24 protein-coding genes are annotated in these 26,440 nt (G+C 67.8%); 13 read left to right on the top strand and 11 right to left on the bottom strand.

What is annotated here, in order from left to right:
* Positions 1-5: 5 nt before the first annotated feature.
* Positions 6-767 (bottom strand): NAD(P)H-binding protein, encoded by a 762-nt coding sequence (locus G3I17_RS33795; protein WP_164602303.1) that lies wholly within the window; start codon positions 765-767, stop codon positions 6-8.
* Between the two features lie 650 nt (positions 768-1,417).
* Between G3I17_RS33795 and G3I17_RS33790 the strand changes: the two genes are divergently transcribed.
* The 4 genes from G3I17_RS33790 (at position 1,418) to G3I17_RS33775 (ending at position 4,713) form a co-directional block, all read left to right on the top strand.
* The gene (locus G3I17_RS33790) at positions 1,418-2,542 is read left to right on the top strand and encodes a hypothetical protein (RefSeq protein ID WP_164602301.1); all 1,125 of its coding nucleotides are present in this window, start codon (positions 1,418-1,420) and stop codon (positions 2,540-2,542) included.
* A 103-nt stretch (positions 2,543-2,645) separates the two neighbouring features.
* Positions 2,646-3,371: a DUF998 domain-containing protein gene (locus G3I17_RS33785; RefSeq protein ID WP_164602300.1), complete on the top strand. Its 726-nt coding sequence runs from the start codon at positions 2,646-2,648 to the stop codon at positions 3,369-3,371.
* Positions 3,372-3,489: 118 nt separating this feature from the next.
* Positions 3,490-4,020: a GNAT family protein gene (locus G3I17_RS33780; protein WP_343238509.1), complete on the top strand. Its 531-nt coding sequence runs from the start codon at positions 3,490-3,492 to the stop codon at positions 4,018-4,020.
* A gap of 186 nt (positions 4,021-4,206) precedes the next feature.
* Positions 4,207-4,713 (top strand): hypothetical protein, encoded by a 507-nt coding sequence (locus G3I17_RS33775; RefSeq protein WP_203591130.1) that lies wholly within the window; start codon positions 4,207-4,209, stop codon positions 4,711-4,713.
* A gap of 27 nt (positions 4,714-4,740) precedes the next feature.
* Here the strand turns inward: G3I17_RS33775 and G3I17_RS33770 are convergent, their stop codons facing one another.
* Together G3I17_RS33770 and G3I17_RS33765 are read right to left on the bottom strand one after the other, a co-directional pair.
* Complete coding sequence (locus G3I17_RS33770) at positions 4,741-5,292, bottom strand: hypothetical protein (RefSeq protein ID WP_164602296.1); 552 nt, start codon at positions 5,290-5,292, stop codon at positions 4,741-4,743.
* Positions 5,293-6,467: 1,175 nt separating this feature from the next.
* Positions 6,468-7,661, bottom strand: a complete 1,194-nt coding sequence (locus G3I17_RS33765) for an acyl-CoA dehydrogenase family protein (RefSeq protein WP_164602294.1) — start codon at positions 7,659-7,661, stop codon at positions 6,468-6,470.
* Between the two features lie 33 nt (positions 7,662-7,694).
* Between G3I17_RS33765 and G3I17_RS33760 the strand changes: the two genes are divergently transcribed.
* Positions 7,695-9,041, top strand: coding sequence for a UDP-glucose/GDP-mannose dehydrogenase family protein (locus tag G3I17_RS33760; protein ID WP_239063173.1), 1,347 nt, complete (start codon positions 7,695-7,697; stop codon positions 9,039-9,041).
* Here G3I17_RS33760 and G3I17_RS33755 read toward each other — a convergent pair.
* From G3I17_RS33755 to G3I17_RS33745, 3 genes are all read right to left on the bottom strand, one after another.
* The gene (locus G3I17_RS33755; protein WP_164602292.1) at positions 9,038-10,258 is read right to left on the bottom strand and encodes an MFS transporter; all 1,221 of its coding nucleotides are present in this window, start codon (positions 10,256-10,258) and stop codon (positions 9,038-9,040) included. The two genes, G3I17_RS33760 and G3I17_RS33755, sit on opposite strands and share 4 nt — an antisense overlap.
* Positions 10,259-10,338: 80 nt before the next feature.
* Positions 10,339-10,836, bottom strand: a complete 498-nt coding sequence (purE, locus tag G3I17_RS33750) for a 5-(carboxyamino)imidazole ribonucleotide mutase (RefSeq protein ID WP_164602290.1) — start codon at positions 10,834-10,836, stop codon at positions 10,339-10,341.
* A gap of 9 nt (positions 10,837-10,845) precedes the next feature.
* Positions 10,846-12,018 (bottom strand): 5-(carboxyamino)imidazole ribonucleotide synthase, encoded by a 1,173-nt coding sequence (locus G3I17_RS33745; RefSeq protein WP_343238508.1) that lies wholly within the window; start codon positions 12,016-12,018, stop codon positions 10,846-10,848.
* Between the two features lie 162 nt (positions 12,019-12,180).
* Between G3I17_RS33745 and G3I17_RS33740 the strand changes: the two genes are divergently transcribed.
* Both G3I17_RS33740 and G3I17_RS33735 read left to right on the top strand, forming a co-directional pair.
* On the top strand, positions 12,181-12,747 hold the full coding sequence (locus tag G3I17_RS33740; RefSeq protein ID WP_164602288.1) for a GtrA family protein: 567 nt from the start codon (positions 12,181-12,183) through the stop codon (positions 12,745-12,747).
* Positions 12,748-12,816: 69 nt separating this feature from the next.
* Positions 12,817-14,025 carry a GNAT family N-acetyltransferase gene (locus G3I17_RS33735; RefSeq protein WP_164602286.1) on the top strand — a complete coding sequence of 403 codons (1,209 nt, stop codon included), beginning with the start codon at positions 12,817-12,819 and terminating at the stop codon, positions 14,023-14,025.
* Between the two features lie 9 nt (positions 14,026-14,034).
* Here G3I17_RS33735 and G3I17_RS33730 read toward each other — a convergent pair whose 3' ends face one another.
* Positions 14,035-14,655 (bottom strand): PH domain-containing protein, encoded by a 621-nt coding sequence (locus G3I17_RS33730; RefSeq protein ID WP_164602284.1) that lies wholly within the window; start codon positions 14,653-14,655, stop codon positions 14,035-14,037.
* Positions 14,656-14,799: 144 nt separating this feature from the next.
* On the opposite strand from G3I17_RS33730, the gene G3I17_RS33725 reads away from it, so the two are divergent.
* Complete coding sequence (locus G3I17_RS33725; protein WP_203591129.1) at positions 14,800-16,200, top strand: OFA family MFS transporter; 1,401 nt, start codon at positions 14,800-14,802, stop codon at positions 16,198-16,200.
* 96 nt (positions 16,201-16,296) lie between these two features.
* Here G3I17_RS33725 and G3I17_RS33720 read toward each other — a convergent pair whose 3' ends face one another.
* The 3 genes from G3I17_RS33720 to G3I17_RS33710 form a co-directional block, all read right to left on the bottom strand.
* Positions 16,297-17,106, bottom strand: coding sequence for a biotin--[acetyl-CoA-carboxylase] ligase (locus G3I17_RS33720; RefSeq protein ID WP_164602283.1), 810 nt, complete (start codon positions 17,104-17,106; stop codon positions 16,297-16,299).
* The gene (locus G3I17_RS33715) at positions 17,106-19,745 is read right to left on the bottom strand and encodes a phosphoenolpyruvate carboxylase (protein WP_164602281.1); all 2,640 of its coding nucleotides are present in this window, start codon (positions 19,743-19,745) and stop codon (positions 17,106-17,108) included. The genes G3I17_RS33720 and G3I17_RS33715 overlap by 1 nt, the downstream gene beginning before the upstream one ends.
* An 89-nt stretch (positions 19,746-19,834) precedes the next feature.
* Positions 19,835-20,473: a TetR/AcrR family transcriptional regulator gene (locus G3I17_RS33710; protein ID WP_164602279.1), complete on the bottom strand. Its 639-nt coding sequence runs from the start codon at positions 20,471-20,473 to the stop codon at positions 19,835-19,837.
* Positions 20,474-20,541: 68 nt separating this feature from the next.
* Between G3I17_RS33710 and G3I17_RS33705 the strand changes: the two genes are divergently transcribed.
* From G3I17_RS33705 to G3I17_RS33690, 4 genes are all read left to right on the top strand, one after another.
* A complete protein-coding gene (locus G3I17_RS33705) occupies positions 20,542-21,012 on the top strand; it encodes an SCP2 sterol-binding domain-containing protein (RefSeq protein WP_164602277.1) in 471 nt (156 codons plus the stop codon).
* Positions 21,013-21,087: 75 nt separating this feature from the next.
* Positions 21,088-22,677: an acyl-CoA carboxylase subunit beta gene (locus tag G3I17_RS33700; protein WP_164602275.1), complete on the top strand. Its 1,590-nt coding sequence runs from the start codon at positions 21,088-21,090 to the stop codon at positions 22,675-22,677.
* A 26-nt stretch (positions 22,678-22,703) separates the two neighbouring features.
* The gene (locus G3I17_RS33695) at positions 22,704-22,913 is read left to right on the top strand and encodes an acyl-CoA carboxylase subunit epsilon (RefSeq protein WP_164602273.1); all 210 of its coding nucleotides are present in this window, start codon (positions 22,704-22,706) and stop codon (positions 22,911-22,913) included.
* Between the two features lie 52 nt (positions 22,914-22,965).
* A complete protein-coding gene (locus tag G3I17_RS33690) occupies positions 22,966-23,316 on the top strand; it encodes a hypothetical protein (RefSeq protein WP_164602271.1) in 351 nt (116 codons plus the stop codon).
* 85 nt (positions 23,317-23,401) lie between these two features.
* Here G3I17_RS33690 and G3I17_RS42340 read toward each other — a convergent pair whose 3' ends face one another.
* A complete protein-coding gene (locus G3I17_RS42340; RefSeq protein ID WP_164602269.1) occupies positions 23,402-24,622 on the bottom strand; it encodes a neutral zinc metallopeptidase in 1,221 nt (406 codons plus the stop codon).
* 114 nt (positions 24,623-24,736) lie between these two features.
* On the opposite strand from G3I17_RS42340, the gene G3I17_RS33680 reads away from it, so the two are divergent.
* Positions 24,737-26,428, top strand: coding sequence for a DUF885 domain-containing protein (locus tag G3I17_RS33680; RefSeq protein ID WP_203591128.1), 1,692 nt, complete (start codon positions 24,737-24,739; stop codon positions 26,426-26,428).
* Positions 26,429-26,440 lie beyond the last annotated feature (12 nt).

Below are 26,440 nucleotides of genomic sequence, written 5' to 3'. Positions count from 1 at the left end.
CCCCGCTAGCGCAGAGAGTCGGCCAGGAAGTCTTCCCAGGTCCGCTGACCCACTGTGGCACCGTCGAGGGAGAGATTTTCGCCGGCTCGGTATGCGCGGCCGGCCTTTCCTGGGATCCGGACCGGCAAGATCAGCCGGCGCATGCCGCGCGCCTGTAGGTATCCGCGGATCAAATCGCCCATCTCATACACCTTCGGGCCGGCGAGGTCGGGCACCAGACCGGCTGGCTTGTCGAGAGTCAGTTCCACGAGCCTGGCCGCCACCTCGCCCGGATCGACCGGCTGGAACCGGAGCCCGCCCGGGGCAGGCACTACCGGCAGCTTCGCCATCTTCTCCACCATGGTCAGGATCAAGCCGTGGAACTGAGCGGCGCGCAACGTCGTCCATGGCACGCCGGATTCGGCCACAGCCCGCTCTGCGCCGAGCTTGGACCTGAGCCAAGCCAGCGGCACCCGATCCGCCCCGATCACCGAGATGTAAACCAAATGTTCAACTCCGGCTCGGGATGCAGCTCGCACCAAATTCCGGGTTGACTCATCGTCGCCCTTGGGTCCACCGGCCAGGTGCAAAATGATGTCGGCGCCGTCGACCGCGGGCTCGACCCCCTCGCCCTTGAGCAGGTCTCCGGTCACGTAGTCGACACCGTCCGTCGATTCACGACTGCTTCGGCTGAGCACCCGAACCTTGAAGTTGGCATTCAGCAGCAGCGGCGTGACATGGCGTCCAAGATTGCCAGTGCCCCCGGTGAGCAGGATGGTTGACTTCATGATGTCTCCAAACCGGTCATGACCGAGCGTTGATTTCCGAACCATCAGCGAGGTTTCGCGGATCTGAATCGATGACTCCCCGCGGGAGGAGAATGTGACATACAACGACAGCCGTGGCTGACAGGGCACTTGCGGTAGTCACAATCAAGCCCAGTGGCCGACGGGCACGGCTCAAGGAGGCCGTGCCCGTCACCGATCCGAGACTCGGGGGAGCGCCTCGGCTTGCAGTGGCGATTGCACGGATACCCGGCCGCGCGCAATCGGCGCCACATCTCCAATGCTGGCAAGAGTTCGTCATCTCACCAACGATTCGGCACCAGCGAAATGCTGCCCTTGTCCGGCGTTAGCAGGCATCCATCCGCGCCGTACCTCCACGCCCGTGTCTTCGCACAGGAACGAATCATTGACCGTCGCAACGGTCGACTCAACCATGGAGTCCAACACTCCATGGGTTGGGGCCGCTTAATCTCGACGGCCATACCTGGAGCCCCAGAAGAAGTCATGAAGGAGGTGTGCACGATAGCTAGCCGGCCCGGTGCGCGACAAAGGCTGGGGCATGGTGGCCGAGCGGAATCGGCTCCCTTCTGAGGTGACCGCGGCCAGTGGGTGCCGCTATCCCTCGGATAGCTGCTCACATTGGAGAGAACTTCATGTTCATCAGTGCTGACGAGTTGCACGATGCCCGTGCTCTGCGTGATCTCACGGATCCGAGGCAGGGTTCGCACGCGATCCAGCTGATCGTCGACTCGATCCGGACCGCTCTCGGCCGCGCCTGGCCGGATACCGAGATCTGGACCAGACGTGATCATCGCGGCGTCTCGCTGGCCGACAACTACGACGACCTCGGGTACGCCACCGACGCGGTCACCCGCGAGGCGAGATATACCCGGTATATCTCGGCCGCGGAAGTACTACGAAGTCATACCTCCGCGATGATCCCGCCGGCGCTTCGCGAGCTGGCCGCGTCCGGGTCGACCGACGTGCTGATGGTGTGCGCCGGGATCTGCTATCGGCGCGACTCAGTCGACTGGCAGCACACCGGCACCCCGCACATGATCGATCTGTGGCGGATCAGCCGCAACGTCACGCTCGGGGAGCTCGAGCTGCTGGAGATGATCGACCGGCTCGTCACCACCGTGCTGCCCGGGCAGGTCTACCGAACCGTCCCGGCTGTGCACCCGTACACGATCCACGGCCGCCAGATCGACGTGCTGCTGGCCGACCAGTGGATCGAGATCGGCGAATGCGGAGTCGCTGCCCCCGCTGTACTACGCAAGGCCGGGCTGGACGAGACCTGGACAGGACTCGCGATAGGCCCCGGCCTCGACCGGCTTCTCATGCTGCGCAAGGGAGTCCGCGACATCCGGTTGCTCAGGTCAACGGATCCCCGAGTAGCCGAGCAGATGCTGGACCTCTCGCCGTACAAGCCGGTCTCCGCGATGCCCGCAGTACGCCGCGACCTGTCGCTCGTGGTCGGCCCAGACACCGACATGTCAGACGAGCTCCTCGGCGACCGCGTCCGCCGGGCCCTAGGCGCCGACGCCGAGGTCGCGGAGTCCGTCGAGGTTCGCGGCGAAACATCGTACGACGACCTGACCGAGGCGGCGCGAATGAGGCTTCGGCTCGCGCCCGGACAACGAAACGTGCTGGTCAGACTGGTCCTCCGGCCGCTGGACCGCACTCTGACCGACGCCGAGGCCAACCAACTCCGCGACCAGGTCTACACAGCCCTCCACGAAGGCCCAGTGCTCGAGCTGATCGGCGCGGTCAGCTGAGTGCTGCCAGAGATTGCTGTCAGCTGTCGATTCGCGGGGCCTTCGGTCGACGCATTGGCAGAGCCCGCAACAGGCCCAGATAACCCGTCGAACGGAGTGGACCATGTCCAGTACCCACAACATCGACCCGCAGGCACCTCGGACGATCTACGCGCGGCCGACCGCCCCAGCCGCGGCAACAACCAAGGCGACTCGAGCGCTACTCAGCTGCGGCACGGTCGCCGGCCCGCTGTTCGTCGTGGTCGCCCTGATCCAGGCCTTCACCCGCGATGGCTTCGACCTGCGCCGCCACCCGTTCAGCATGCTCAGCCTCGGAGACCTCGGCTGGGTTCAGATCGTCAACTTCGTAGTGTCAGGTCTGCTCTTCCTCACCTGCGCGATCGGGATACGCCGGGTTCTGCGCGGACATCGCGGCGGCACCTGGGGGCCGCTGCTGATCGGAACGTTCGGGGTAGCACAGATCGGCGGAGGCGTGTTCGTCGCCGATCCCGCACTCGGTTTCCCGGCCGGCACGGGAGACGGTGCGCCGGAGTCCGTCAGCTGGCACAGCACGGTGCACGGGCTCGCCTTCGCGATCGGGATGATCGCGCTGATCACCGTCTGCTTCGTCATCGCACGTGCGTTCGCCGCGAGTGGAGACCGGGGCTGGTCGCGCTACAGCACATTCACGGGGATCGCGTTCGTCGCGCTCGGCGGACTCGGCGCAGGGCTTGGCGACTGGCGGATCGTCGCCCTGGCAGTCGTTCTCGGCTGGGGCTGGGCGGCACTCGTCGCAGCCCGGCTGCGGTCAACCTCCCTGCAACTTGCACGGGAGGCCGGCGACATATGACCGAATCGCCGCTGCAGTTCGGTCGGGGTGCCTATCGCGGCGAGATCACCCCGATGGCGACGGGTTCCGGTGAGATAATCACCGACCGGCACACCGTGACGATGAGGAGGATGCAGCTGTGACAGGCGAGCTGCGGGGAGAGCGCGTGCTGCTGGTCCCGGTCTCAACTGATCATGTGGAGGCTTTGCGGCGAATCGTCAGATTGCCTGAGATCCGGGCGCGTTGGGGCGATGAGGACTCCTCGCCGGAGTGGCCGTTCGATGATCCGGAGGTCACTCGGTTCAGTGTGATACACGAAGGAACGCTGTGCGGCCTTGTGCAGTACGGCGAGGAGGAGGATCCCATGTACAGGCACGCCTCCATCGACATCTTCCTTGATCCAGCGGTGCACGGTCGAGGCATTGGTCGTGACGCCGTAGGCGTACTGGCTCACTATCTCGTGTTCGAGCTGAACCATCACCGCTTGGTGATCGACCCGGCGGTCGATAATGAGCCGGCAATCAGGTGCTATTCAGCCGTCGGCTTCCAACCTGTCGGGGTTATGCGTCGCTACGAACGGGATCCGGACGGTGGCGGCTGGCACGACGGACTGCTGATGGACCTGCTTGCCGACGATCTGACCTCGGATACACCGATCGCCACGGCTTGACGGAGGTCAGCGGGTGGTTCGTGACGCGAGAACGCCCTTGCACACTGGACGGTGGGACTGGTGGCGTTCCACCAGACAGTTCGTCGTTGTAGACCACCTGCAATCGATCACATTCTGCTGACACCCAAGGTCAAGCCACCGCGTGCGGCCTAGAATCGCGCTATGCGAAGGTGCGATCATCCGCGGATGAAAGCCGCGCTGCAGGAGGTCGAGGACAGCATCGACGAAGCGTGGCAAGGGCTCTGCCGAGAGGCCGGCACTACGGATGCGCGCGGCTTAGCCGAGATCGTCCTGCAGGATCCGGCCGAGTTCGACTGGCGCGTGGTCGACGGGGCACTCAAGCAGCTCAGCTGTGACAAGTGCGGCTCTGGACTCGGCGCCGGTCCGATCGGGTGCGCGAAGTGTGACCTAGCGAACGGCTTCCGCTTCGCCGCCCGCGAAGTGGATCGTCCGAATGTGGCTCCAGGCAACGAGCACGCAATCCGGGTGGCCTCGGCAGTGGCGCGGACCAGGCATCGCTACACCCCCAGGGCGCGGTGTGGTTACGAGCTCGGGCTGCCGGATCTGCTCGCCGGCGAGATGCTGACGACCGCCGAGGCGCAGCGTGCCAAAGCCCTGATCAACAAACTCACTGACGAGCAACTCGAGCAACTGATCACGCCGGCGGATCTCCAGTCGATGCATCGCGCATGATCGATCTTCGCTGAGCCGGACAGGCTGTCACCAGGCGGTGAAGTTGTCGGCCGAGGCTTCGCCGAGGAGCTGGAGCCGGCGGACCTTCAACTGGGGCTCGCCCGGGCGCCAGACCGCTACCGCGTCCATCATCTTGTCGAGCTTGCTGTCACCGACAGCGTCGAACCTGCCAAGTAGCGCGAGGCGGCCGTCCGGCATCCAGTTGAAGCCGGACCCCTTCAGGGTGAGTGGCACCGGCATCGACGGAACGTGCTCCCATCGGAGGGTCGCGAGGTGCAGCAGCCAGAGATCCATTCGCTGTCGTGGACCGGGCCAAGAGTGATCCTCGAAGGAGATCGCGACCGAGCGGCCGTCCGGCGCAACCTTGCCATCCGAGGCCCCACCGATCGGGGTCGGTGGCGTGATATTCGTCGAACTGCCGGTCTTGGTATCGGTGAGGGTGAAGACCCCGGCGATGCCGTCAGTGACAACTTGTGAGCCGTTGTCGATGAGAACCCGTGTGCCGATGACCTGAAGGATCCGGTTCGCGCTCAGGACCGTGTGCAGGTCGTGAGGTGCCAGGATCGCATCTTTCGGCACGGCTCCTTTTCTCTCGACCGACACGAGCAGGCCGAGCGATGTCTCATCCCTGGGAGTGATCGCACAGTCGATTGCCCGAGGGCGTATCCGAACCCGGCCATCGAGTCCGACCAGGCTCAACGCACAGCGGCCGCCCTGCTCGGTCCGCAGCCAGATACCTCGCCGATCGAGCGCTGGCGCGACAGCGACACCGGAGCTGATGCGCCTGGCCACTGTAGAGCCGCGTCGCGCTACGTAGACCGCGGGGTCGGGTGGACAGTCGCCGCAGATCCGGTCGGTGTTCACCACGGCCGCGTCGTCGACGCGGATCACCGAGGAGGCAGCCCGATTGGCAGCCACGGGGAGGCCGGTGAGTTGCTGAATCGACCCGCGGTCTACGTCAAGGACAATCGGCGACGCAGCCGACACGAGGAACCGCAGTCCGGTCGGACCGGCCAGTGGCGTCCCGTGAAGAGGAGCCATGAAGTCTTGCGGACCCGAAGGTTCAGCACCGCCACCGGGGCTCAACGGAGCGGGGGACAGAGCAATTTCGGCCGAGGGCCTGGCTGCCGGGGTGCCCGTGGTGGAGCAGCCGGCCAGGCACACTGTCAGCGCGAGCAGAGCGACCTTTCGGAGCATTGCCTTTCCTTTCGATATCCCTGCTCCCTCTACACCGCCTGGCGGCCGCCGGTTCCTAATCCGCCAGGCCGGTTGTCATCACGCTTCTATCGCTTGTTCCTGCAGATCGGCCGTTCAACAACAGCGAGCGGCCAGACACAGGCCGAGATGCAAACCCAGCCGGATCCACGGCGCTCGTAGATGAGCATCTGTCCAGACCTGCGCCGCTGCCAGCATTTCGGCACCTTGAAAGCCGCCCGCCGGGCTCCGGCCAACCTGAGCCACCCGCCTTCGTCTGACTGTGATAGATCTCGGTCAGCTGCGGTTCGCCTACTCGCCGCTCGCCGAGGTCGCCGAGGCGACGCAGTGTCGCCTCAAACGAGCATTGAGCAACAGCTTGCGCTCGTAGCCGCTGTGCCCCCGGAACATCTCCGCCGAAAGTGCGAAGCCGTCTGGCTGGGTGAGAGCATGTCACCGCCATGCTGGCCGACCTTCATCCCGAGATCAGTATCCAGGATGAAGTACTACGTATCGACAGGTTGGGGCGGGTGGAGCACGCCTGCCGTCAGGGCTTGTCCTCAGCCCAGGCCCTTGAGGAGTTGGCGGGCCATCACGATGCGCTGGACCTGGTTGGTGCCTTCGTAGATCTGGGTGATTTTGGCGTCGCGCATCATGCGTTCGACCGGGTAGTCGTGGGTGTAGCCGTAGCCGCCGAGGAGTTGTACTGCGTCGGTGGTTACGGCCATGGCCACGTCGGAGGCGAAGCACTTGGCGGCGGCACCGAAGTACGTGAGGTCGGTGTCGTTGCGTTCGGAGCGGGCTGCGGCGGCGTAGGTGAGTTGCCGGGCTGCCTCGATCTTCATGCCCATGTCGGCGAGCATGAACTGGAGGCCCTGGAACTCTGCGAGCGCCTTGCCGAACTGCTTGCGCTCCTTGACGTAGCCCAGCGCGTAGTCGAGTGCGCCCTGCGCGATACCGAGTGCCTGGGCGGCGATCGTCACGCGGGTGTGGTCGAGGGTCGACATCGCAGTACCGAAGCCGGTACCGAGGTCGCCGATCAGCCGCGAGGCGGGGATCCGGACGTTGTCGAAGTACACCTCGCGGGTCGGTGAGCCCTTGATGCCGAGCTTCTTCTCCGGGGCGCCGAAGGAGACGCCGTCGTCGGCCTTCTCGACCACGAAGGCGCTGATGCCCTTGGACCGCGTCGTCGGGTCCGTCACCGCGAAGACCGTGTAGTAGTCGCTCACGCCGGCGTTGGTGATCCAGCGCTTGACGCCGTTCAGCACATAGTCGTCGCCGTCCGCGACTGCGCGCGTCTTCATCGACACCGCGTCCGAGCCCGCCTCGGGCTCCGACAGGCAGTACGAGAACATCGCGTCGCCCGCCGCTACCGGTGGCAGGTAGCGGTCCTTCACCTCGTCCGACCCGGACAGCAGGAGCGGCAGCGAGCCGAGCTTGTTCACTGCGGGGATCAGCGAGGTGGACGCGCAGGCGCGGGCGACCTCCTCGATCACGATCACCGTGGCTAGCGCATCCGCCCCGGCGCCGCCGTACTGCTCGGGGATGTGCGGCGCGTGGAAGTCCGATGCCTTCAGCGCGTCGTACGACGCCTTCGGGAACTCGGCGAGCTCGTCCACGTCACCGGCGTTCGGGGCCACCTTCGCGTCGCAGACGGCGCGAACGGCCTCCCGGATCGCCTGGTGCTCCTCCGACAGGGCGTACAGATCGAATGAGTTACTCACGAGTATCAATGTACGCCATGAGCCCGTCATCGGCTGATAACCGCGGTCGGTAGAGTCCCCCGCATGACTGAAGGCATGCCCACCAGCGCAGCCCCACTGCGGATCGCGGTGATCGGCACCAACTACCTCGGCGCCAACACCGCCGCGGGAATGGCCGAGTTCGGCTTCGACGTGATCGGTGTCGAGATCGACGAACACCGGCTGAAACTGCTCAGCGACGGCAAGGCCCCGCTGTACGAACCGGGGCTGGACCCGTTGCTGAAGAAGCACACGGACTCCGGCCGGCTGCGGTTCACCGACGACTACACCGAGATCGCCGACTGGGCCGACGTGCACTTCATCTGCGTCGGTACGCCGCAGCTCGAGGGCAGCGATTCCGCGGATCTGGCCCAGGTCCACTCGGTCATCAACATGCTCGCCCCGCTGCTGACCCGGCCCGCTCTGGTGGTCGGCCGTTCCACCGTCCCGGTCGGTACGTCGAAGGTGGTGGAGGCCCGCTTCCACGCCGAGGCCCCGGCCGGCGCGCAGATCGAGATCGCGTGGCAGCCCGAGTTCCTGCGTGAGGCGCACGGCGTGGACGACACGATCAACCCGGACCGGCTGGTGTTCGGCGTCCAGTCCGCGGCCGCGGAGGCCAAGCTGCGTGAGGTCTTCGCGCAGCCGATCGCGGCCGGCTCGCCGGTGGTGGTCTGCAACCTGCCGACCGCCGAGATCGTCAAGGGGGGCGCGAACGCCTTCCTGGCCACGAAGATCTCCTTCATCAACGCGCTCGCCGGGCTCGCCGACGCGACCGGCGCGGACGTCACCCTGCTCGCCGACGCGCTCGGCTACGACAAGCGGATCGGCCGCGGGATGCTCAACGCCGGCCCCGGGTACGGCGGCGGTTGCCTGCCGAAGGACCTGCGCTCGTTCATGGCCCGGGCCGGTGAGCTCGGCGTGGAAGAGATCATCACGCTGCTGCGCGAGGTCGACGACATCAACCAGCACGTGCGCGCGCGGATCGTGGACGTCGTGCACGAACAGCTCGGCGCCGACTGGGTCGGCAAGAACGTGACCGTGCTCGGCGCGGCTTTCAAGGCCGGTACGGACGACGTCCGGGACTCGCCGGCGCTCGACATCGCCGGCCGGATCCAGTTGCACGGCGCGACCGTCACCGTCTTCGACCCCGAGGCGATGGAGAACGCGCGCAAGGTCCGGCCGACCTTCCGGTACGCCGCTTCGGCCGCCGAGGCCTGCGAGGGCGCGCATCTCGTGTTGCACCTGACCGAGTGGCCGGAGTTCCGCGAGCTCGACCCGGCGGAGCTGCGCGGGGTCGTCGAGGCGCCGATCGTGGTCGACGCGCGGCTGACCCTGGACGCACAGAAATGGCGTGACGCGGGCTGGATCTACCGGGCGCCCGGCAGGCCTTAGGAAACAGTCGCTTTCCGCAGGATGGGGCGGGTGAGGGCGAACAGGCCGATCAGCGCCGACAGCACGCCGATGCCGAGGCAGACGCCAGTGATGCCCACCCCGTCCAGATCCGCGAAGGTGCCCAGCACCGGGTTCATCACGACCAGCGCGAGGGTCTGGCAGAGCACGACCACGGACTGCAGGCGGGACTGGTACTCGCGCTCGACCGAGTTCATCAGCAGGGGCAGCACGTGCCCGGTGAAGGTGCCCACGCCGACCCCGCTGACCATCCCGGCCGCGAAGGCCAGCGGCAGCGGGTCGAGCACCGAAAGACCGAGCAGGCCGACGCCGGCCAGCACCAGACCGAGCCCGGCGAAGATACCGGGGCGGTCGAACGCGCCCCGGGTCAGGATCCGCAGCGCGATGATGCCGACGCCCAGGCTGCGGCTGGCGACCAGCAGACCGGCAGTCGACGCGTTCCAGCCGTGATCCCTGGCCAGCAGGGGCAGCAGCAGCGCGTCGAGCGGCATCAGCAGGCCGGCCGCGACCGTCATCGTGATCAGCAGCGCGCGAGTCAGCGGGCGGCCGAACGCGACCTTCACGCCGTCCACGATCGACCGGATCATCCCGGTGCGTGGCCCGGTGACACCGGCCGGCGTGTTCCGCAGGGACACCAGGACGATGATCATGACGGCGAAGGTCAGCGCATCGAACCCGGAGGCGGCGGCCAGCCCTGACCAACTCACCAGCAGGCCGCCGACCGCAGTACCGGTGACGGCGAAGACGACCCCGGTGACCTGGAAGCTGGCCAGTGCCCGCGGGATCAGCTCCGGCGACACCAGCAGCCGGGGCATCGATCGCGACGCCGGCAGGAAGAACGCGTCGATGATTCCGACGACCAGCGCTGTGATCACCAGCAGGCTGATCGGCTCACCGACCGCCAAAGTCGTCGGCACCAGCGCCGTCGTGACCGCGAACATCGCGATACAGCTGGCCAGCAGGACCTTGGGGGCGCCGTACCGGTCGCCTACCGCGCCACCGACCAGGAGCAGCGCCGCGCGGGGCGCTGCAGCCACCAGCAGCACCAGGCCGGCCGTCTGGCCACCGTGCCTACTGGCCGACCAGCCGATCGCGAATGTCATCGTCAGATCGCCGAGCAGGGACACGGCAGCACCGAACAGCCAGATCCAGTAACGGACCGGGATGCGCTGCGTATCTGGTTCTGCGGGCGGAGTCACGATCGACGACCTTAGACGACAATGGTTGGAATCTCACGGCTACCCGCCCCAGACCTGTGGAAAACCGTACGAGCGTCGCTTTAACGCAGCTCTGCCGCGCCATCACGCACAGTACTGCCCTTCGCCCGCGCGATCTCGGCCAGGTTCTGCTGGAACGCGACCATCTTTGTCAGCAGCTTCTCGTCGTACGCCGCGAGGATCCGGATCGCCAGCAGGCCCGCGTTGCGCGCGTTCCCGATCGACACCGTCGCGACCGGAACGCCCGCCGGCATCTGCACGATCGACAGCAGCGAGTCCATCCCGTCGAGGTACTTCAGCGGCACCGGTACGCCGATCACCGGCAGCGGCGTGACGGACGCGAGCATGCCGGGCAGGTGCGCGGCTCCGCCGGCGCCCGCGATCAGCACCTTCAGCCCTCGCTCGTGTGCCGACTTTCCGTAGTCGATCATCTCGACCGGCATCCGGTGCGCCGACAGAACGTCTGCCTCGAAGGGCACGTCGAACTCGACGCAGACCTCGGCGGCCGCCTTCATCGTCGGCCAGTCCGAGTCCGACCCCATCAGGATTCCCACGGTCATCTTGTCGCCCTATTCGTCGATGGTGCCGGTCAGGTACGCCGCCGCATGCCGGGCGCGCTCGCGGACCTCGGCCAGGTCGTCGCCGTACGCCGTGACGTGGCCGACCTTGCGGCCGGGCTTCACGGACTTGCCGTAGAAGTGGACCTTCAGCCCCGGATCGCGGGCCATGCAATGCAGCAGCCCGAGATGCATGTCCTCGACATCGCCGCCCAGCACATTGACCATCACCGTGTACGGCGTCCGCGCCGCGGGTGACCCGAGCGGCAGATCCAGTACTGCGCGGAGATGGTTCTCGAACTGGCTGGTGACCGCGCCCTCGATCGACCAGTGCCCGGTGTTGTGCGGCCGCATCGCCAGCTCGTTGACCAGCAACCGGCCGTCGCGGGCCTCGAACATCTCGACCGCGAGGATGCCGACGACGCCGAGCTCGCCGGCGATCTTGAGGGCCGTCTGCTGAGCCTGAGCAGCCTTGCCGGGATCGAGGTCCGGCGCGGGGGCGGTCACCTCGACGCAGATCCCGTCGCGCTGGACGGACTCCACGATCGGGTACGCGACCGCCTGGCCGTGCGGGGAGCGCGCGACGATCGCGGACAGCTCGCGGACGAAGTCGACCTTCTCCTCGGCGAGGATCGGCACCTTCGCTGCGAATGCCTCGTCGACCACCGGATCGTCGACTCCGGTGCAGACCCAGACGCCCTTGCCGTCGTACCCGCCGCGGGTGGTCTTCAAGATGATCGGGAAACCGCCGATGCGCTTGGCGAAGTCCTCGACGTCCGGCTTGGACGCGACCACCTGGTGGGCCGGTGCGGGCGCGTCGATGGTGTCCAGCCGCTGCCGCATCACCGCCTTGTCCTGCGCGTGCACGAGGGCGTCGGGGCCGGGGCGGACCTTCACCCCCTCGGACTCCAGGGCGCGGAGCAGCTCGGTCGGGACGTGCTCGTGGTCGAAGGTCACCACGTCGGTCTCGGCGGCGAACCGGCGTACGGTCTCGGGGTCGCGGTAGTCGCCCACGGGGGCGTCGGCGACAGCTTGGGCCGCAGAGACCGTGGGCCCTTCGGCGAGCACCCGCAGCTGGATGCCCAGGGCAACTGCCGCTTCCTGGGTCATCCTGGCCAGCTGGCCGCCGCCGACCATACCCACGACCGGGGTGCCCACCGGCAGATCTTTCCGCTCGAACTTCACGGGTGGAGCCTAATGTGCTGACCTGCTCCCGCTCGCCACGGGCCGAACGGGTCACTCTTAGGGATGACATTTCGCGCTGGATTTCAGCGTCGGACTCCTCGCCGGGTACCTTGGAAACTGCCCTCACCGAGTAGTCCGTGTTCACAGAGAGTTCCTGGACCGTTGAAGATCGTCACAACGCTGTACCGCCAGGTGGAGCACCTGTTGCACGAAGTGGCCAAGTTCGGTCTGGTCGGACTGCTCGGCCTGGTGGTCGACCTGCCGATCTACAACTGGCTGGTCTTCGACAACCCGCTCGTGTTCGGCGCGTCGGGCGACGGCATGTTGCACGACAAGCCCGTCACCGCGAAGTTCATCTCGGTGACGGTCGCCACCGTCGTGACGTACCTGGGCAACCGGCACTGGACCTGGCGGCACCGTGAGCGCACCGGCCTGCACCGCGAGTACGTGCTCTTCTTCGTCCTGAACGGCATCGGCCTGCTGATCGCGGCCGGCTGCCTCAGCTTCTCCCGCTACGTCCTGGACCAGCACAGCTGGCTGGCCGACAACATCGCCGCCAACTTCGTCGGCCTGGGCCTGGGCACCCTCTTCCGCTTCTGGTCCTACCGCAAATTCGTCTTCAAAGATGAACTCGCCCTGGACGAGGCAGACCACCAGCACCCCAAGGCCCCGGACACCGCAGCCGGCCTGGACGCCGACAACACCGGCGACCTCCCCGTCATCCGCTGACCCCCAGCACCCACGCCGGCTCCCCGCTGGCTGCTGACCATTGTCGGTGGGGCGTGTGAAGATGCGGGGGTGAATGAGCTCAGCGTTCGGGCGGCTGCGGCCGGGGACTATGACGAAGTGCGTGCCTTGTTCGCGGGGGCGATGATGTTCGACTCGTCGCCGACCGAGCTGGGGCGGCGGATGTTCGAGCCTGAGCGGACGTTGGTGGTTGCCGATGGTCCGGACATCGTCGGTACTACGCAGGCGTTGACGGGTGAGCTGTCTGTGCCGGGTGCACTGGTACCGGCTGCGCATGTGACCGGTGTTGGGGTAAAAGCGACGCATCGGCGGCGCGGGATCATGTCGGAGCTGATCACCCGGCAGCTGCGTGAGGTGCCGGAGGCGATTGCGGTGCTCTGGGCCAGCGAGTCCGGCATCTACGGACGCTTCGGGTACGGCGCAGCCGCGTATGGGATGTCGTACGAGATCGACCTGCACCGGGTCGGGCCACCGAACGTACGGACCCGTCCTGGCGAGGTCAGCGAGCTGCCGGCCGACGGCGCCGTCAAGGAACTCGCACCGCTGCTGCGGGCCCTGCAAGAGCGGCGACCAGGTATATCCGGCCGATCGGACCTCCAATGGCAGCAGCGGCTGGAGGACAAGCCGGATGATCGCGGTGGCAAGACCGCCCGCCAGATCCTGGTGCACCGCGACGAGAGCGGCGCCGTGGACGGGTACGCCCTCTGGCGCGGCAAGATGCACTGGATCGCGACCGGCCCGGCCAACGAGGTCCACCTCGAAGAGCTCGTCGCGATCGACCCAGCGGCGTACCGGGCACTGTGGCAGCATCTGCTCACGCTGGATCTGGCCGGCACTCTCGAGTTCGGGTTCGCGGCCGTCGACGAGCCGCTACAGCAGCTCATCACCACTCCCACCGCGCTGAACCGGCGGCTGAACGAGTCCCTCTGGCTGCGGGTGACGGACGTTCCCCGCGCCCTCGAACAACGCCGGTACGCCGTCGCCGTAGACCTCGTTCTCGACGTGACCGACGAACTGATCCCGGCCAACACCGGCCGCTTCCGCCTGACCGCGGGCGAGACCGTCCGCTGCGAACTCACGGATGCCCCGGCCGACCTGAGCCTGTCGATAGCCGAACTCGGCGCGACCTACCTGGGCGGCCGCCACCTAGCCGAGTTCGCCACCACCGGCCGGGTCACCGAACACACCCCCGGAGCGCTCCGCCAAGCCGGCGCAGCGTTCAGCTGGCCGGTCGCTCCGGTCAGCCTGGAGATCTTCTGACCAGAACGGTCAGCGGCGGTCGTTGTCGTCTGAGCTGAAGAGGGTTTCGGCGTCGGGCTCGTCGGTGGTGGGGCGGGGGTCGCGGCGGCGCTGGGGTTCCGGTGGGGCCTCGTCGTCGAGGATGCCGTCGCCGGGTTTGCCTTCGGGGCCGCCGAAGAGCAGGTCCGACATCTGCAGGTGCATGTGCTCGACGTGCGGGACGTCCGGCAGGATGACCTGGCCGCGTTCGCCGGCGGACTCGATCGCCAGCGTCCCGCAGCCCAGCATCCGGTCGATCAAGCCGTGCTCGTAGGAGACGTCGTTGATCCGCATCAGCGGGATGTCGCGACCGGTCCGGGTCAGGATGCCGTGCCGGGTGATGAGCCGCCGGTTGGTCAGCGTGTAGGTCGAGAAGAACCAGTTCAGGAACGGCTTCGCACCGAACACCACCAGGACCAGCAGCCCGACCACGCCGATCGCGATCCGGGCCGGGGTCTGCAGGTTGCCGTCCGGGACCACCGCGGCGAGGAACCCGCCACCGGCCGCCACCACCAGCAGCAGGAACACCGGGAAGATCAGTGCCTTCCAGTGCGTCCGGGTGCTGACGACGACGTACTCGTCCTCACCCAACAACTTCGCCGAGATCGCCATGCCCCCAGTCTCACAGTTCCGGGGTCCGCTTGTCTGCGGGCGACACGATGATTGAGCCCTACACAATTAGACTTCACAAATTGGATACTGTCGGCCAAGATGCCCAGGGGGTATTTGCTGGGGGCTATTACCTGAGGAGTCTGGATGGGCATCTTGTCCGTACTCGATCGCGAGCACACCATCGCGCCACCGGGGTACAGCCGCTGGCTGATCCCGCCGGCCGCGCTGGCCGTGCATCTGTGTATCGGTCAGGCGTACGCGACCAGCGTCTACAAGACGTCGATGATCAAGCACTTCGACGCCAGCCAGACGCAGATCGGGGTGATCTTCAGCATCGCGATCGTGATGCTCGGCCTGTCCGCCGCGATCGGCGGCACCTGGGTCGAGCGCAACGGCCCGCGCAAGTCGATGTTCGTCTCGGCCTGCTTCTGGGCCAGCGGCTTCCTGGTAGGGGCCCTGGGCATCGGTACGAGCCAGCTCTGGCTGGTCTACCTGGGCTACGGCGTGATCGGCGGTGTCGGGCTGGGGATCGGCTACATCTCCCCGGTCTCCACGCTGATCAAGTGGTTCCCCGACCGCCCGGGCCTGGCCACCGGCCTGGCGATCATGGGCTTCGGCGGCGGCGCGCTGGTCGCCAGCCCGCTGTCGCGGCAACTGCTCAGCCTGTACGACGACGGCTACGACTCCAACGTCTCCACCTCGGTGGCCGGTGGCGGCGCCCTGGTCGCGCTGTTCCTGACGCTGGGCATCGGCTACTTCGTGGTGATGATGTTCGGCGTGGTCAACATCCGGGTCCCCGCCGCGGACTGGAAGCCGGCCGGGTTCGATCCCTCGCAGGTGAAGAAGAAAGCCCTCGTCACCACGTCGAACGTGTCGGCCGCGAACGCGATCAAGACCCCGCAGTTCTGGCTGTTGTGGGTTGTCCTGCTCTGCAACGTCACCGCCGGGATCGGCATCCTGGAGCAGGCCAGCCCGATGATCCAGGACTTCTTCCGCGGTGACGTCGGCGGCAAGTCGACCGTTGCGGTCGGCGCGGCCGCCGGGTTCGTCGGACTGCTCTCGATCTTCAACATGGCCGGGCGATTCGCCTGGTCGTCCACGTCGGACCTGATCGGCCGCAAGCCGATCTACGCGATCTACCTCGGCGTCGGCATGGTGCTGTACTTCCTGCTGGCCACGGTCGGCCACAACGGCACCGCGCTCTTCGTCCTGCTCGCCGCGGTCATCCTGTCCTTCTACGGCGGCGGTTTCGCGACCGTACCGGCGTACCTGCGGGATCTCTTCGGGGGCTACCAGGTCGGCGCGATCCACGGCCGGCTGCTGACCGCGTGGTCGGTCGCCGGTGTGGCCGGGCCGCTCATCATCAACGGGTTCCTCGACCGCGAGGGCAAGCCGGGCACGCTGACGGCCGAGGCCTACCGGCCCGCGTTCTTCACCATGGTCGGCGTGCTGGCGGTCGGCTTCGTCGCGAACCTGCTGATCCGGCCGGTCGCGGAGCGGTTCCACGAGAAGTCCGAGACCAGGGCAACGGAGGCAGCCAAATGAACCAGACCCCTCGCCTAGTCATCTCCTGGGCACTAGTGGCGGTACTACTCGGCTACGGCATCGTCCAGACCTTGATCACTGCAGCGAAACTCTTTACTAGCTAGTACTACGCAAGTGTGTGACATCGCCGGCGGCCAGTGCGTGCGGGCCGTCGGCGGTGAGCACGACCAGGCGACCGTCTGAATCCAGCTCTGACGCGGTGCCCTCGATGAATACCCCTCCGGGTAGTTCTACTCTCACTTGCTGCCCGAAAGTCGCCGACAGCTCGCGGTAGTCCGGCAGGATGACCTCCGGGTCGCCATCGGCCCGCACCCAGTCCTGGTAGCGCGTGGCCAGCTCCCGTAGTACCGCGGTCAGCACAGTGGCCCGGTCAGTCGTCGCCGCACCTTCCAGCGCCAGCGACGTCGCCACCTCGGTCGGCCGCTCGGTCGCCTTCAGCGTCACGTTCAGCCCGATGCCGACGATGGCCGCAGGCCCGTCCACCCGCTCCAGCAGGATGCCCGCCAGCTTCCGGTCCTCGACCAGTACGTCGTTAGGCCACTTCACCTGCGCAGGGATCTCCCCCACTCGCCGTACTGCGGACGCAACGGCCAGCGGGACCAGCAGCCCCAGCCACGGCCACCGATGCGCAGGGATGCCCGTCGGGCGCAGCAGAGCGGACATGAGCACCGCAGAGCGCGCCGGAGTCGTCCACGTACGCCCCAGCCGCCCACGGCCCGACGACTGGTACTCCGCCGTCACCACCAGGCCCTCAGGCGCTCCAGAGCGCGCTGCGGCGGCCACTACGGCATTGGTCGACTCAGTCTCGGTCAGTACGTCGACCTGGCTCCACAGCGAGCCAGGTCGTACCAGCCGCCCCTGCAGGTACTTCTCGTCGAGGGGCGGCCGCTCCAGATCTTCGAACATCAGCCGGTGTTCTGCAGGCCGGCCGCAACGCCCGACACGGTCAGCAGGAGCAGCCGCCTGGTCCTGACGATCTGCTCCTCGTTGAGCGAGTCATCCGTCCGCAGACTCCGGAGGGCTCGCAACTGCAGGTAGCTCAGCGCATCGACGTACGGGTTGCGCAGCTCGACGGCTCGGCCGAGCACCCGGCGGCCGCTGAGCAGCCGGTCGCCCCCGAGCACCTTGAGCACCCACTCGGTGGTCAGCTCGTGCTCGTCCAGCATCTGCTGGGTCAGGTCGGCCCGGTCGCCCAGCTCCAGGTAGCGGCCGAGGATCCGGCGGTCGGTCTTCGCCAGCGACATCTCGGCGTTCTCGAGCATCACCTGGAACAGCGGCCAGTTCTGGTTCGCGTCCTGCAGTACTGCGACGTCGCCAACGGCCGACAGCGCGGAACCCAGGCCGTACCAGCCCGGTGCGTTCACGCGGGCCTGCGACCAGGCGAACACCCACGGGATCGCCCGCAGGTCCTCCAGGGACGACACGGCAACACCACGGCGAGCCGGGCGGGAGCCCAATGGCAGCTGCCCGAGCTCCTCGAGCGGCGTCACCCGGCCGAACCACTCGGCGAACCCGTCCGCCTTCACCAGTCGGTGGTACGTCGTCCGCGAAGCCGCGTCCATGGTCTTCTCCACCACGGCGAAGCGATCGGCCGCGTGGACCGCCCGCTCCTCGATACCAGGAGTCGACGCGAGCAGCGTGGCAGCGGTGACCTGCTCGATGTGGCGCTGGGCGATCGCCGCGTTGCCGTACCGGGCCGGGATCGCCTCGCCCTGCTCAGTGAGCTTGAAGCGGCCAGAGACCGACCCGGGCGCCTGAGCCAGTACTGCGCGGTTCGCGGGGCCTCCACCACGGCCCAGTGCTCCACCTCGGCCGTGGAACAGGGTCAGGCGGATCGCGTTGCGCTGTGCCCAGGCAGTGATCCGCGCCTGTGCGTCGTACAGGGCCAGGGTGGCCGAGACGGGTCCGACGTCCTTGGCGGAGTCGGAGTAGCCGAGCATGACCTCGAAGCGCCGGTCGTTGGCCGTCAGGCGGTGCCGGACCCGGGTGAGCTGGATCGCGTTGTCCAACACCTCCACCGAGTTCTGCAGGTCCTCACCGGTCTCGAACAGGGGTACTACGTCCAGCTCGATCGGCCGGCCGTCCAGGGCTGCGTCGGCAAGCTCGTAGACGGCAGCCAGGTCGCCTGCGTTGCGGGTGAAGGACACGACGTACCGGCGGCAGGCGTCTGGGCCGAAGCGCTGCTGGATCTGTCCGATCACTCGCAGGGTGGCCAGCACCTCCTCGGTCTGGTCGGAGAGCTCGCCACCACTCAGCACCTCTTCCAGGGCCTTCGTGTGCACCGAGGAGTGCTGCCGGACCTCCAGCTCGGCCAGGTGGAAGCCGAACGAGGTCACCTGCCAGATGAGCTGCTGCAGCTCGCCATATGCCTGCCGCAGAGCGCCTGCGCTGACCAGGGAGTCCTGCAGCACCTTCAGCTCGTGCAGGAAGTCAGCTGCTCGCGGGTAGCCGAAGTCGGCGTCCCGGCTTCGAGTAGCGGCCAGCCGGCGCGCTGCGAGCAGCAGTAGCTGGCGATGCGGCTCGGCGGGCGAGCGGGTCTCGATGTCGCTGATCAGGTCGGGGTTGACCGCCCGGGCGTCCTCCAGGATCCGGCGGACCGGCGCGGAGGGCGGGGTCGTCGCCGCGTCCAGGGTGAGCGCCCGGCCGAGGCGGTCGGTCGCCAGCTCGAGCGCCCGCAGTACGTGGTCGGCCTGGATCTGCATGGCCTCGCGGGTGATCGCCGCGGTGACGTTCGGGTTGCCGTCGCGGTCGCCGCCGATCCAGGAGCCCAGCCGGACGAACGGTGCCACCACCGGCTGCTTGACCCCGGCGGACTCCCCCGCCAGCGCGTCGTCGAGCCGCCGGTAGACGTTGGCGACGACGTCGAACAGGGTCTCCTCGAAGACCGCCATCGCCGAGCGGACCTCGTCCAGCGGGGTCGGCCGGCTGGTCCGCAGCTGCGACGTACGCCAGAGGATGTCGACCTGCTCGATCAGGCGGCGCTTGTTCTCGGCCAGCTCGCTGTCACCGGCCCGCGGGTCGCTGCGCTCCTCCAGCAGGGCCGAGATCCGCCGGATGGTCGCCAGTGCTGCGCGACGGCGTGCCTCGGTCGGGTGGGCGGTCAGTACCGGACGGAACTCCAGCCCATTGAGCAGGGCACGCGCCTGCTGCTCACCGGCGTCCGCGCTGATCTTCTCGACCGCCTGGGCCAGCTCGGAGACCGCCGGAGCGTCACCCGAGCGGTCACGCTCGCGCAGTACGCGGGCGCGGTGCAGCTCCTCGCTCAGGTTGGTCAGGTGGAAGTAGCAGGTGAAGGCACGGGCGACGTCCTCGGCGCGCTCGTGCGGCCAGGAGGCGACCAGCGCCTCGGCCCCCGCGCCGTCACCGGCGATGGTCAGCTCACGCAGCTTCTCGACGTCGTCGAGCAGCGGCTGACCCGCGTACTCGACCAGCACCCGGCCGAGCAGCTCGCCCAGCAGGCGCACGTCGGCACGCAGTTCCTCGGGGACTTCGAAACGTGCGCGGGTACGGGTGCGGGCGCTCGCCTGACTGCCGGTCTCGGTCACGTTCGCCCACGATATCTGTGGCCGCGCTCTCTCGCCTCCCAGTCCGACTAGTGAGCGCCGATCGTGACCAACCGTGACGGCTCAGAGCACTAGATGTTGCTGAAACCGCCGCCGACGAGCTGGGAGACGGTCTGGGCGAGTTGGGCCGGGGTGCGGTCGGTGCCGTCGACGACGAGCATCCGGGCGCAGCTCTCGGTCATCGAGGCGAGCATCTCGGCCAGGACCGGGAGGTTGGCGTCCGGGTCGGTGACGCCCGGCAACGATTGCACCAGGGTCAGCCGCAAGCCCTCGACCAGGAACGCGCGCGCCGCCCGGACGCGGTCGGCCACCGCCGGGGCGGCGCCGTACTGAGCTCCGAAGACGATCCGCCACGACTGCGGCGACTTGGCCGCCGTCTCCAGGAATGCGGTCAGGCCCTCGAGCACGTGCTCCTGCGGCGTACCGACGGTCGGGTCGGCCGGCAGCGCGGCCATGATCGAGAGGACCAGGTACTGCTCCTCTCGAGCCAGCAGGGCGAGCAGCAGGTCGTCGCGGTTGGCGAAGGAGTCGTAGACGACGGGTTTGGTGACGCCGGCCGCATCCGCCACCGACTGCATCGTCGTACCGGCGTAGCCGCGCTCGGAGAACACCTCGAGGGCCGCGTCCAGGATCAGCGGGCGCCGGCGCTCCGGACCCAGGTGCGCGGCACGGCGGCGAGGTTCCGCAACCGGGTCTTCAGGGCTGACCACTTGACAAAGCTATCAGCTCATAGGAAATTCCTACGGTCTGGTAGGAACTGCCGGGGAGGTCGTGTTGAGTGGCCGAACGCGGTAGCGCGGTGTGGTTGGAGTCGAAGGATTTCACCGAGCTCGATGTCGGTGAGCTGGCCCGCCTGGTCGACCGGACCTCGGAGCGAGAGCTCCGGCATCGGCTCATCGGGGGCGTGCGAGAGATCGCGTTGCGCGAGATCTTTCGCCGGATGCCGGAGTACCTCCGCCCGGCCCGGGCGGAGGGTTTCGACGCGGTGATCGCCTGGCAGATCACCGGCGCGGGTGGCGGTGGCGTCGACGAGTACCGGATCCGGGTCAGCGACGGCGCCTGCGAGGTGCTCACCGGCCACTCCGACCCACCGGCCATCTCGGTCCGTACCGACCCGGCCACCCTGCTGAAGATCGTCACCGGCAACGAGGACCCGGTCCTCGCCGTGCTGAAACAACGCCTCTCGGTCCGCGGCGACCTCGCCCTCGCCGCCCGCCTCACCAAACTCTTCGTGGTGGGCCCTCGCTAACGATGTACTGCTTAGTAACGTTGCGGTAGACGTCACAGCACACGAACCGGCTCAGGGAAGTTAGGCTGCCCGGTTATGGGAGAGACCGTGAACATCCACACCACCGCCGGGAAGCTCGCGGACCTGGCGCACCGGCTGGACGAAGCCGTGCACGCCGGGTCCGAGCGCGCGGTGGAGAAGCAGCACGCCCGGGGCAAGAAGACCGCCCGGGAGCGGATCGCGCTGCTGCTGGACGAGGGCTCCTTCTCCGAGCTGGACGAGTTCGCCCGGCACCGGTCGAGCTCCTTCGGGATGGACGCCACCCGCCCGTACGGCGACGGCGTGGTGACCGGTTTCGGCACCATCGACGGCCGCCAGGTCTGCGTGTTCGCCCAGGACTTCACCATCTTCGGCGGCAGCCTGGGTGAGGTCTTCGGCGAGAAGATCGTCAAGGTGATGGATCTGGCGATGAAGATCGGCTGCCCGCTGATCGGCATCAACGACTCCGGCGGCGCCCGGATCCAGGAAGGCGTCGTCAGCCTCGGCCTGTACGGCGAGATCTTCCGCCGCAACGTGCGCGCATCGGGTGTGATCCCGCAGATCTCGCTGATCATGGGCCCGTGCGCGGGCGGCGCCGTCTACTCCCCCGCGGTCACCGACTTCACCGTGATGGTCGACGAGTCGTCGTACATGTTCATCACCGGCCCGGACGTGATCAAGACCGTCACCGGCGAGGACGTCACCCAGGAAGAGCTCGGCGGCGCCCGGACGCACAACACCAAGTCGGGTAACGCGCACTACCTGGGCAGCGACGAGGAGGACGCGATCGACTGGGTCAAGGCCCTCGTCTCGCACCTCCCGCAGAACAACCTCGAGGACCCGCCGGCGTACGACTTCGACGCCGACCTGGAGGTCGGCGAGACCGATCTCGCGCTCGACACGCTGATCCCCGACTCGCCGAACCAGCCCTACGACATGCACGCGGTGATCGAGGCGGTCGTCGACGAGGCCGAGTTCCTCGAGGTCCAGACGCTCTTCGCGCCGAACCTGATCGTCGGCTTCGGCCGGGTCGAGGGCCGCCCGGTCGGCGTGGTCGCGAACCAGCCGATGCAGTTCGCCGGCACCCTCGACATCGACGCCTCCGAGAAGGCGGCCCGGTTCGTCCGCACCTGCGACGCGTTCAACGTGCCGATCCTGACCTTCGTCGACGTGCCGGGCTTCCTGCCGGGCACCGACCAGGAGTGGAACGGCATCATCCGCCGCGGCGCCAAGCTGATCTACGCCTACGCCGAGGCGACCGTGCCGATGATCACCACGATCACCCGCAAGGCCTACGGCGGCGCGTACGACGTGATGGGCTCCAAGCACCTCGGCGCGGATATCAACCTGGCCTGGCCGACCGCGCAGATCGCCGTGATGGGCGCCCAGGGCGCGGTCAACATCCTGCACCGGCGCGAGCTGGCCGCGGCCGCCGAAGCCGGCGAGGACATCGAGGCGCAACGCCGGCAGTTCATCACGGAGTACGAGGACCATCTCGCCAACCCGTACATCGCGGCCGAGCGCGGCTACATCGACGCGGTGATCAGGCCCAGCGAGACCCGCGCCGAGATCATCCGCGCCCTGCGCCTGCTCCGCACCAAGCGCGACACCCTCCCGCCCAAGAAGCACGGCAACATCCCCCTGTAATGGCTGCCCTGTGATCGGAGTCCCCCATGACTGACCCCGTACTACGTATCGCCAAGGGCGACCCAACACCCGAGGAACTGGCCGCCCTGCTAGCCGTCGTCTCAGCGCGCGCAGCAGCCACCCCAGCCGCCGCCCCCGAGCCCGACCGAGCGAGCAACTGGGCTACCTACTGGCGCAACCACACCCGCCCCCTCCACCCAGGCCCCAACGCCTGGCGCACCAGCGCCCACCCGTAACAGCCCCCGCGGGAACGGCTACGCCGAGCCGTTTCTGGGCACTAGGGCTCGTATGGCGAAGTACGAGGTCAATGAGCAGGCGGTGGAGTACGCGAAGCGGCTGATCGAGGGCCGGCAGTATGTGCTGGACAGCGACTGGGGCGCGGCCCAGCCGGGTGCGGAGGCGCAGAACAAGTTCCTCGAGTCGCACTCGTGGGAGGAGTACGGGCGGTGGCACCTAGGGCTGACCGTCGGCGCCGGCGACGAGACCAAGGCCAGGTTCGGCTTCGGGTACGGCGACCTGCGGCGCTTGCATCGGACCGGGCTGATCGCCTGCGTCTACCGGGCCGCCGAGTGGCGCCACAAGGAGATCGAGCTGGCTGCCCACGAACTACTGCAGTTGCTGGACGCCAAGGCGGGTTGAGGTGTTGCTGCTGCGTATTCCGGTGCCGCAGCAGCAACACACCGGGGCACTGTACGACGTACCGGGCAGTTGGGACGACTCAGGATCAGGTGACGCTGCGGGGAGAGGCGGCGAAGGTGTTGCAGCTGGCTGGGTTGCCGGTGATGAATGAGCGGCCCATGAAGCGGGCCTGGCTGGCGACGCTGCCGTGGTCGCCCTGCTCGGGCTTGTCACCGGCTGTGACGACCCACTGGTTCCAGACCTTCAGCATCAGGCCGTTGACCGGGTAGCTGCGCTTGTTGGCGGCCAGGAAGACGCCGGCGAAACAGTTGGCCTGCAGCTCCATCCGCCGGGTCTGCCGCAGCCGGTCGGCCGAGCTGTTCAGCTCGTACTGGAGGTCGTACGACGCTTCGAGGATGCCGGTCACGGACTGCATGGCGTGGCCGTACTCGTGGGCGATCGACCGCGAGTACCACATCCGGGCGTAGGCCTTGTCCTCCGCGCTCGGGTACTGGTTGTAGGTCTTCACGAAGTTGTCGACCTTCATGTACATCATGTGGTTCGCGCTGCAGTAGAACGGCACGGCGACCGCGCCGCTGCCACAGGGGTTGCTCACGCTGGTCCCGGACCAGTAGAGCATCGACGGCGCCTCGAACTTGTACCCCGCCAAGGCGATCTGGCGCGCCCACGAGAGATCCAGGCAGGGCTTGATCCGGGCCCAGTACTTCGCCGCGTTCGCCGCCGTGTTCGGCTTGATGTTCGGTTCCTTGCAGTTCACCGTACGCATCGGGCCGGTCTGGTAGAGCGAGTTCCTGGCCACGATGTCCAGGTTCGACGGCGGCGGCGGTGTCGCCTTGGACGTCGCCTTCCTGGTCGGCCGGGTCGTCGTCGGCCTGGTGGTAGTCGGCTTGCTGGCGGTCGGCTGCTCGGTCGGCTCGGCTGTCGTGGTGGGGACCGGTCCCTGGGTCGACCGGTAGGTCGGCGCCGAGTACGTCGGCTGGGTGTACTGGTTGTCGGCGTTCTTCTTGATCACGCCGAAGATCCACAGCCCGGCGACCGCGAACAGGACGACGCCCAGGATCGCGAACAGCGGCGCCTTGGACTTCTTCCGCGGCGGCAACTGCTGCTGCCAGCCCGGCTGGAACCCCTGCCGCGGGTAGCCCGGCGGACCGGGTGGCGGAGCGAACTGCGGCCCCCACCCGAGCCCCTGGCCCTGCTGCGGCGCGACCGACGGCGGCCCGTACTGGTACGGCGGCTGCTGGTACGGCGGTTGCTGCTGGTAGGGCTGCTGCTGGTACGGCTGCTGACCGTAAGGCGGCTGCGTCACGCCGTATCTCCTTCATCGACCACTCACTGACTACTGGCTGCGGCGTAACTCCCACCGGCGAGCGAGCGACACAGTACCGGCCGCTGGGCTCAGGCGCGCGGTAGTGTCGGTCTGGTGACCGATGCGACCACACCCAATGGCCCGATCGACCAGATCTCCGAGCGGTTCCTCGAGGCGTATGCCGCGCTGGACCCGACCGAGTCGACCTTCATGGGGATCCAGGGCCACGACCACGAGCTGCCGGACTACTCACCGGCCGGGTTCGAGGCGCTGATCGAGCTGCACCGCCAGACGGTCGCCGAGGCGTCCGCAGTACAGGCCACGTCTCCGCGTGAAGAGGTCGCCAGGGACGCGCTGCTGGAGCGGCTCGGGCTCGAGGTCGAGAGCTACGAGGCCGGCGTACAGCAGCATCAGCTGAACGCGATCTCCTGTGTGGCGGTCGACATCCGCCAGGTCTTCGACCTGATGCCGACGGCGACGCAGGACGACTGGGAGACAATCGCGATCCGGCTGAACCTGGTCGGTACGACGCTCGACGGCTTCCGCGACACCCTGACCGAGCAGGCCGCCGCCGGCCGGGTGTCCGCCCGGCGTCAGGTCGAAGTACTGGCCGAGCGGATCGCCAGCTGGACCGGTGCCGACGGTGACGACTTCTTCGCCGGTCTCGCCGCGCAGGCTCCGGACACCGCGATCAAGACGACCGTCGAAGCGGCCGCTGCTTCCGCGCGGAAGGCCTACGACCAGTTCGGCCAGTGGCTGACGACCGATCTGCTGCCGCAGGCCCCGAGCCGGGACGCGTGTGGCCGCGAGGTCTACGAGCTCGCCTCGCGCAAGTTCCTCGGCGCGGCCGTCGACCTCGAGGAGACCTATGCCTGGGGCTGGCAGGAGCTGGCCCGGATCGAGGGCGAGATGCAGTCCATCGCGGCCTCGCTGAACGGCGGCGACCGCAGTATCGAGGCGGTCGCGGAGCTGCTCGACAACGACCCGGCCCGCAAGATCCACGGCAAGGAGGCGCTCCGCGACTGGATGCAGCAGCTCGCCGACGCCGCCGTCGAGGAGCTGGCCGGGACCCACTTCGACATCCCCGACTCGATCAAGCGGATCGAGTGCATGATCGCGCCGACCACGGACGGCTCGATCTACTACACCCCGCCGAGCGAGGACCTGACCACCCGGCCGGGCCGGATGTGGTGGGCCGTGCCGGCCGGCCTCGAGGACTTCACCACCTGGCGTGAGATCACCACCGTCTACCACGAAGGCGTGCCCGGGCATCACCTCCAGGTCGCTCAGACGATGCTGCGCACCGACCTGCTCAACCGCTGGCAGCGCGTCGGCTGCTGGGTCTCCGGCCACGGCGAGGGCTGGGCCCTGTACTCCGAACGGCTGATGGAAGAACTCGGATACCTCGAAGAGCCCGGCGCCCGGCTCGGCATGCTGGACGCGCAGGGTTTCCGCGCGGCCCGGGTCGTCGTCGACATCGGTATGCACCTGCAGCTGGCCGTCCCGCGCGACAACCCGTTCGGCTGGCGGCCGGGCGAGACCTGGAACGCCGAGCTCGGGTTCGAGTTCCTCCGGGCGCACTCGCGGATGGAGACCGAGTTCCTCCGCGCCGAGCTCAACCGCTACCTCGGCTGGCCCGGGCAGGCGCCGTCCTACAAGGTCGGCGAGCGGATCTGGCTGCAGGCGCGCGAGGAGGCCAAGCAGCGTCAGGGTTCCGCGTTCGACCTGCGGACCTTCCACTCCGACGCGCTGAACCTGGGCTCGATCGGCCTGGACCCGCTCCGTCGCGCCCTCGCAAAACTGTGAGCGCCCCGATGA

This window comes from Streptomyces sp. SID13031, from assembly GCF_010548305.1.
Classification (GTDB): Bacteria; Actinomycetota; Actinomycetes; order Propionibacteriales; family Kribbellaceae; genus Kribbella.
This window is presented reverse-complemented; position numbering and strand designations above follow the sequence as displayed.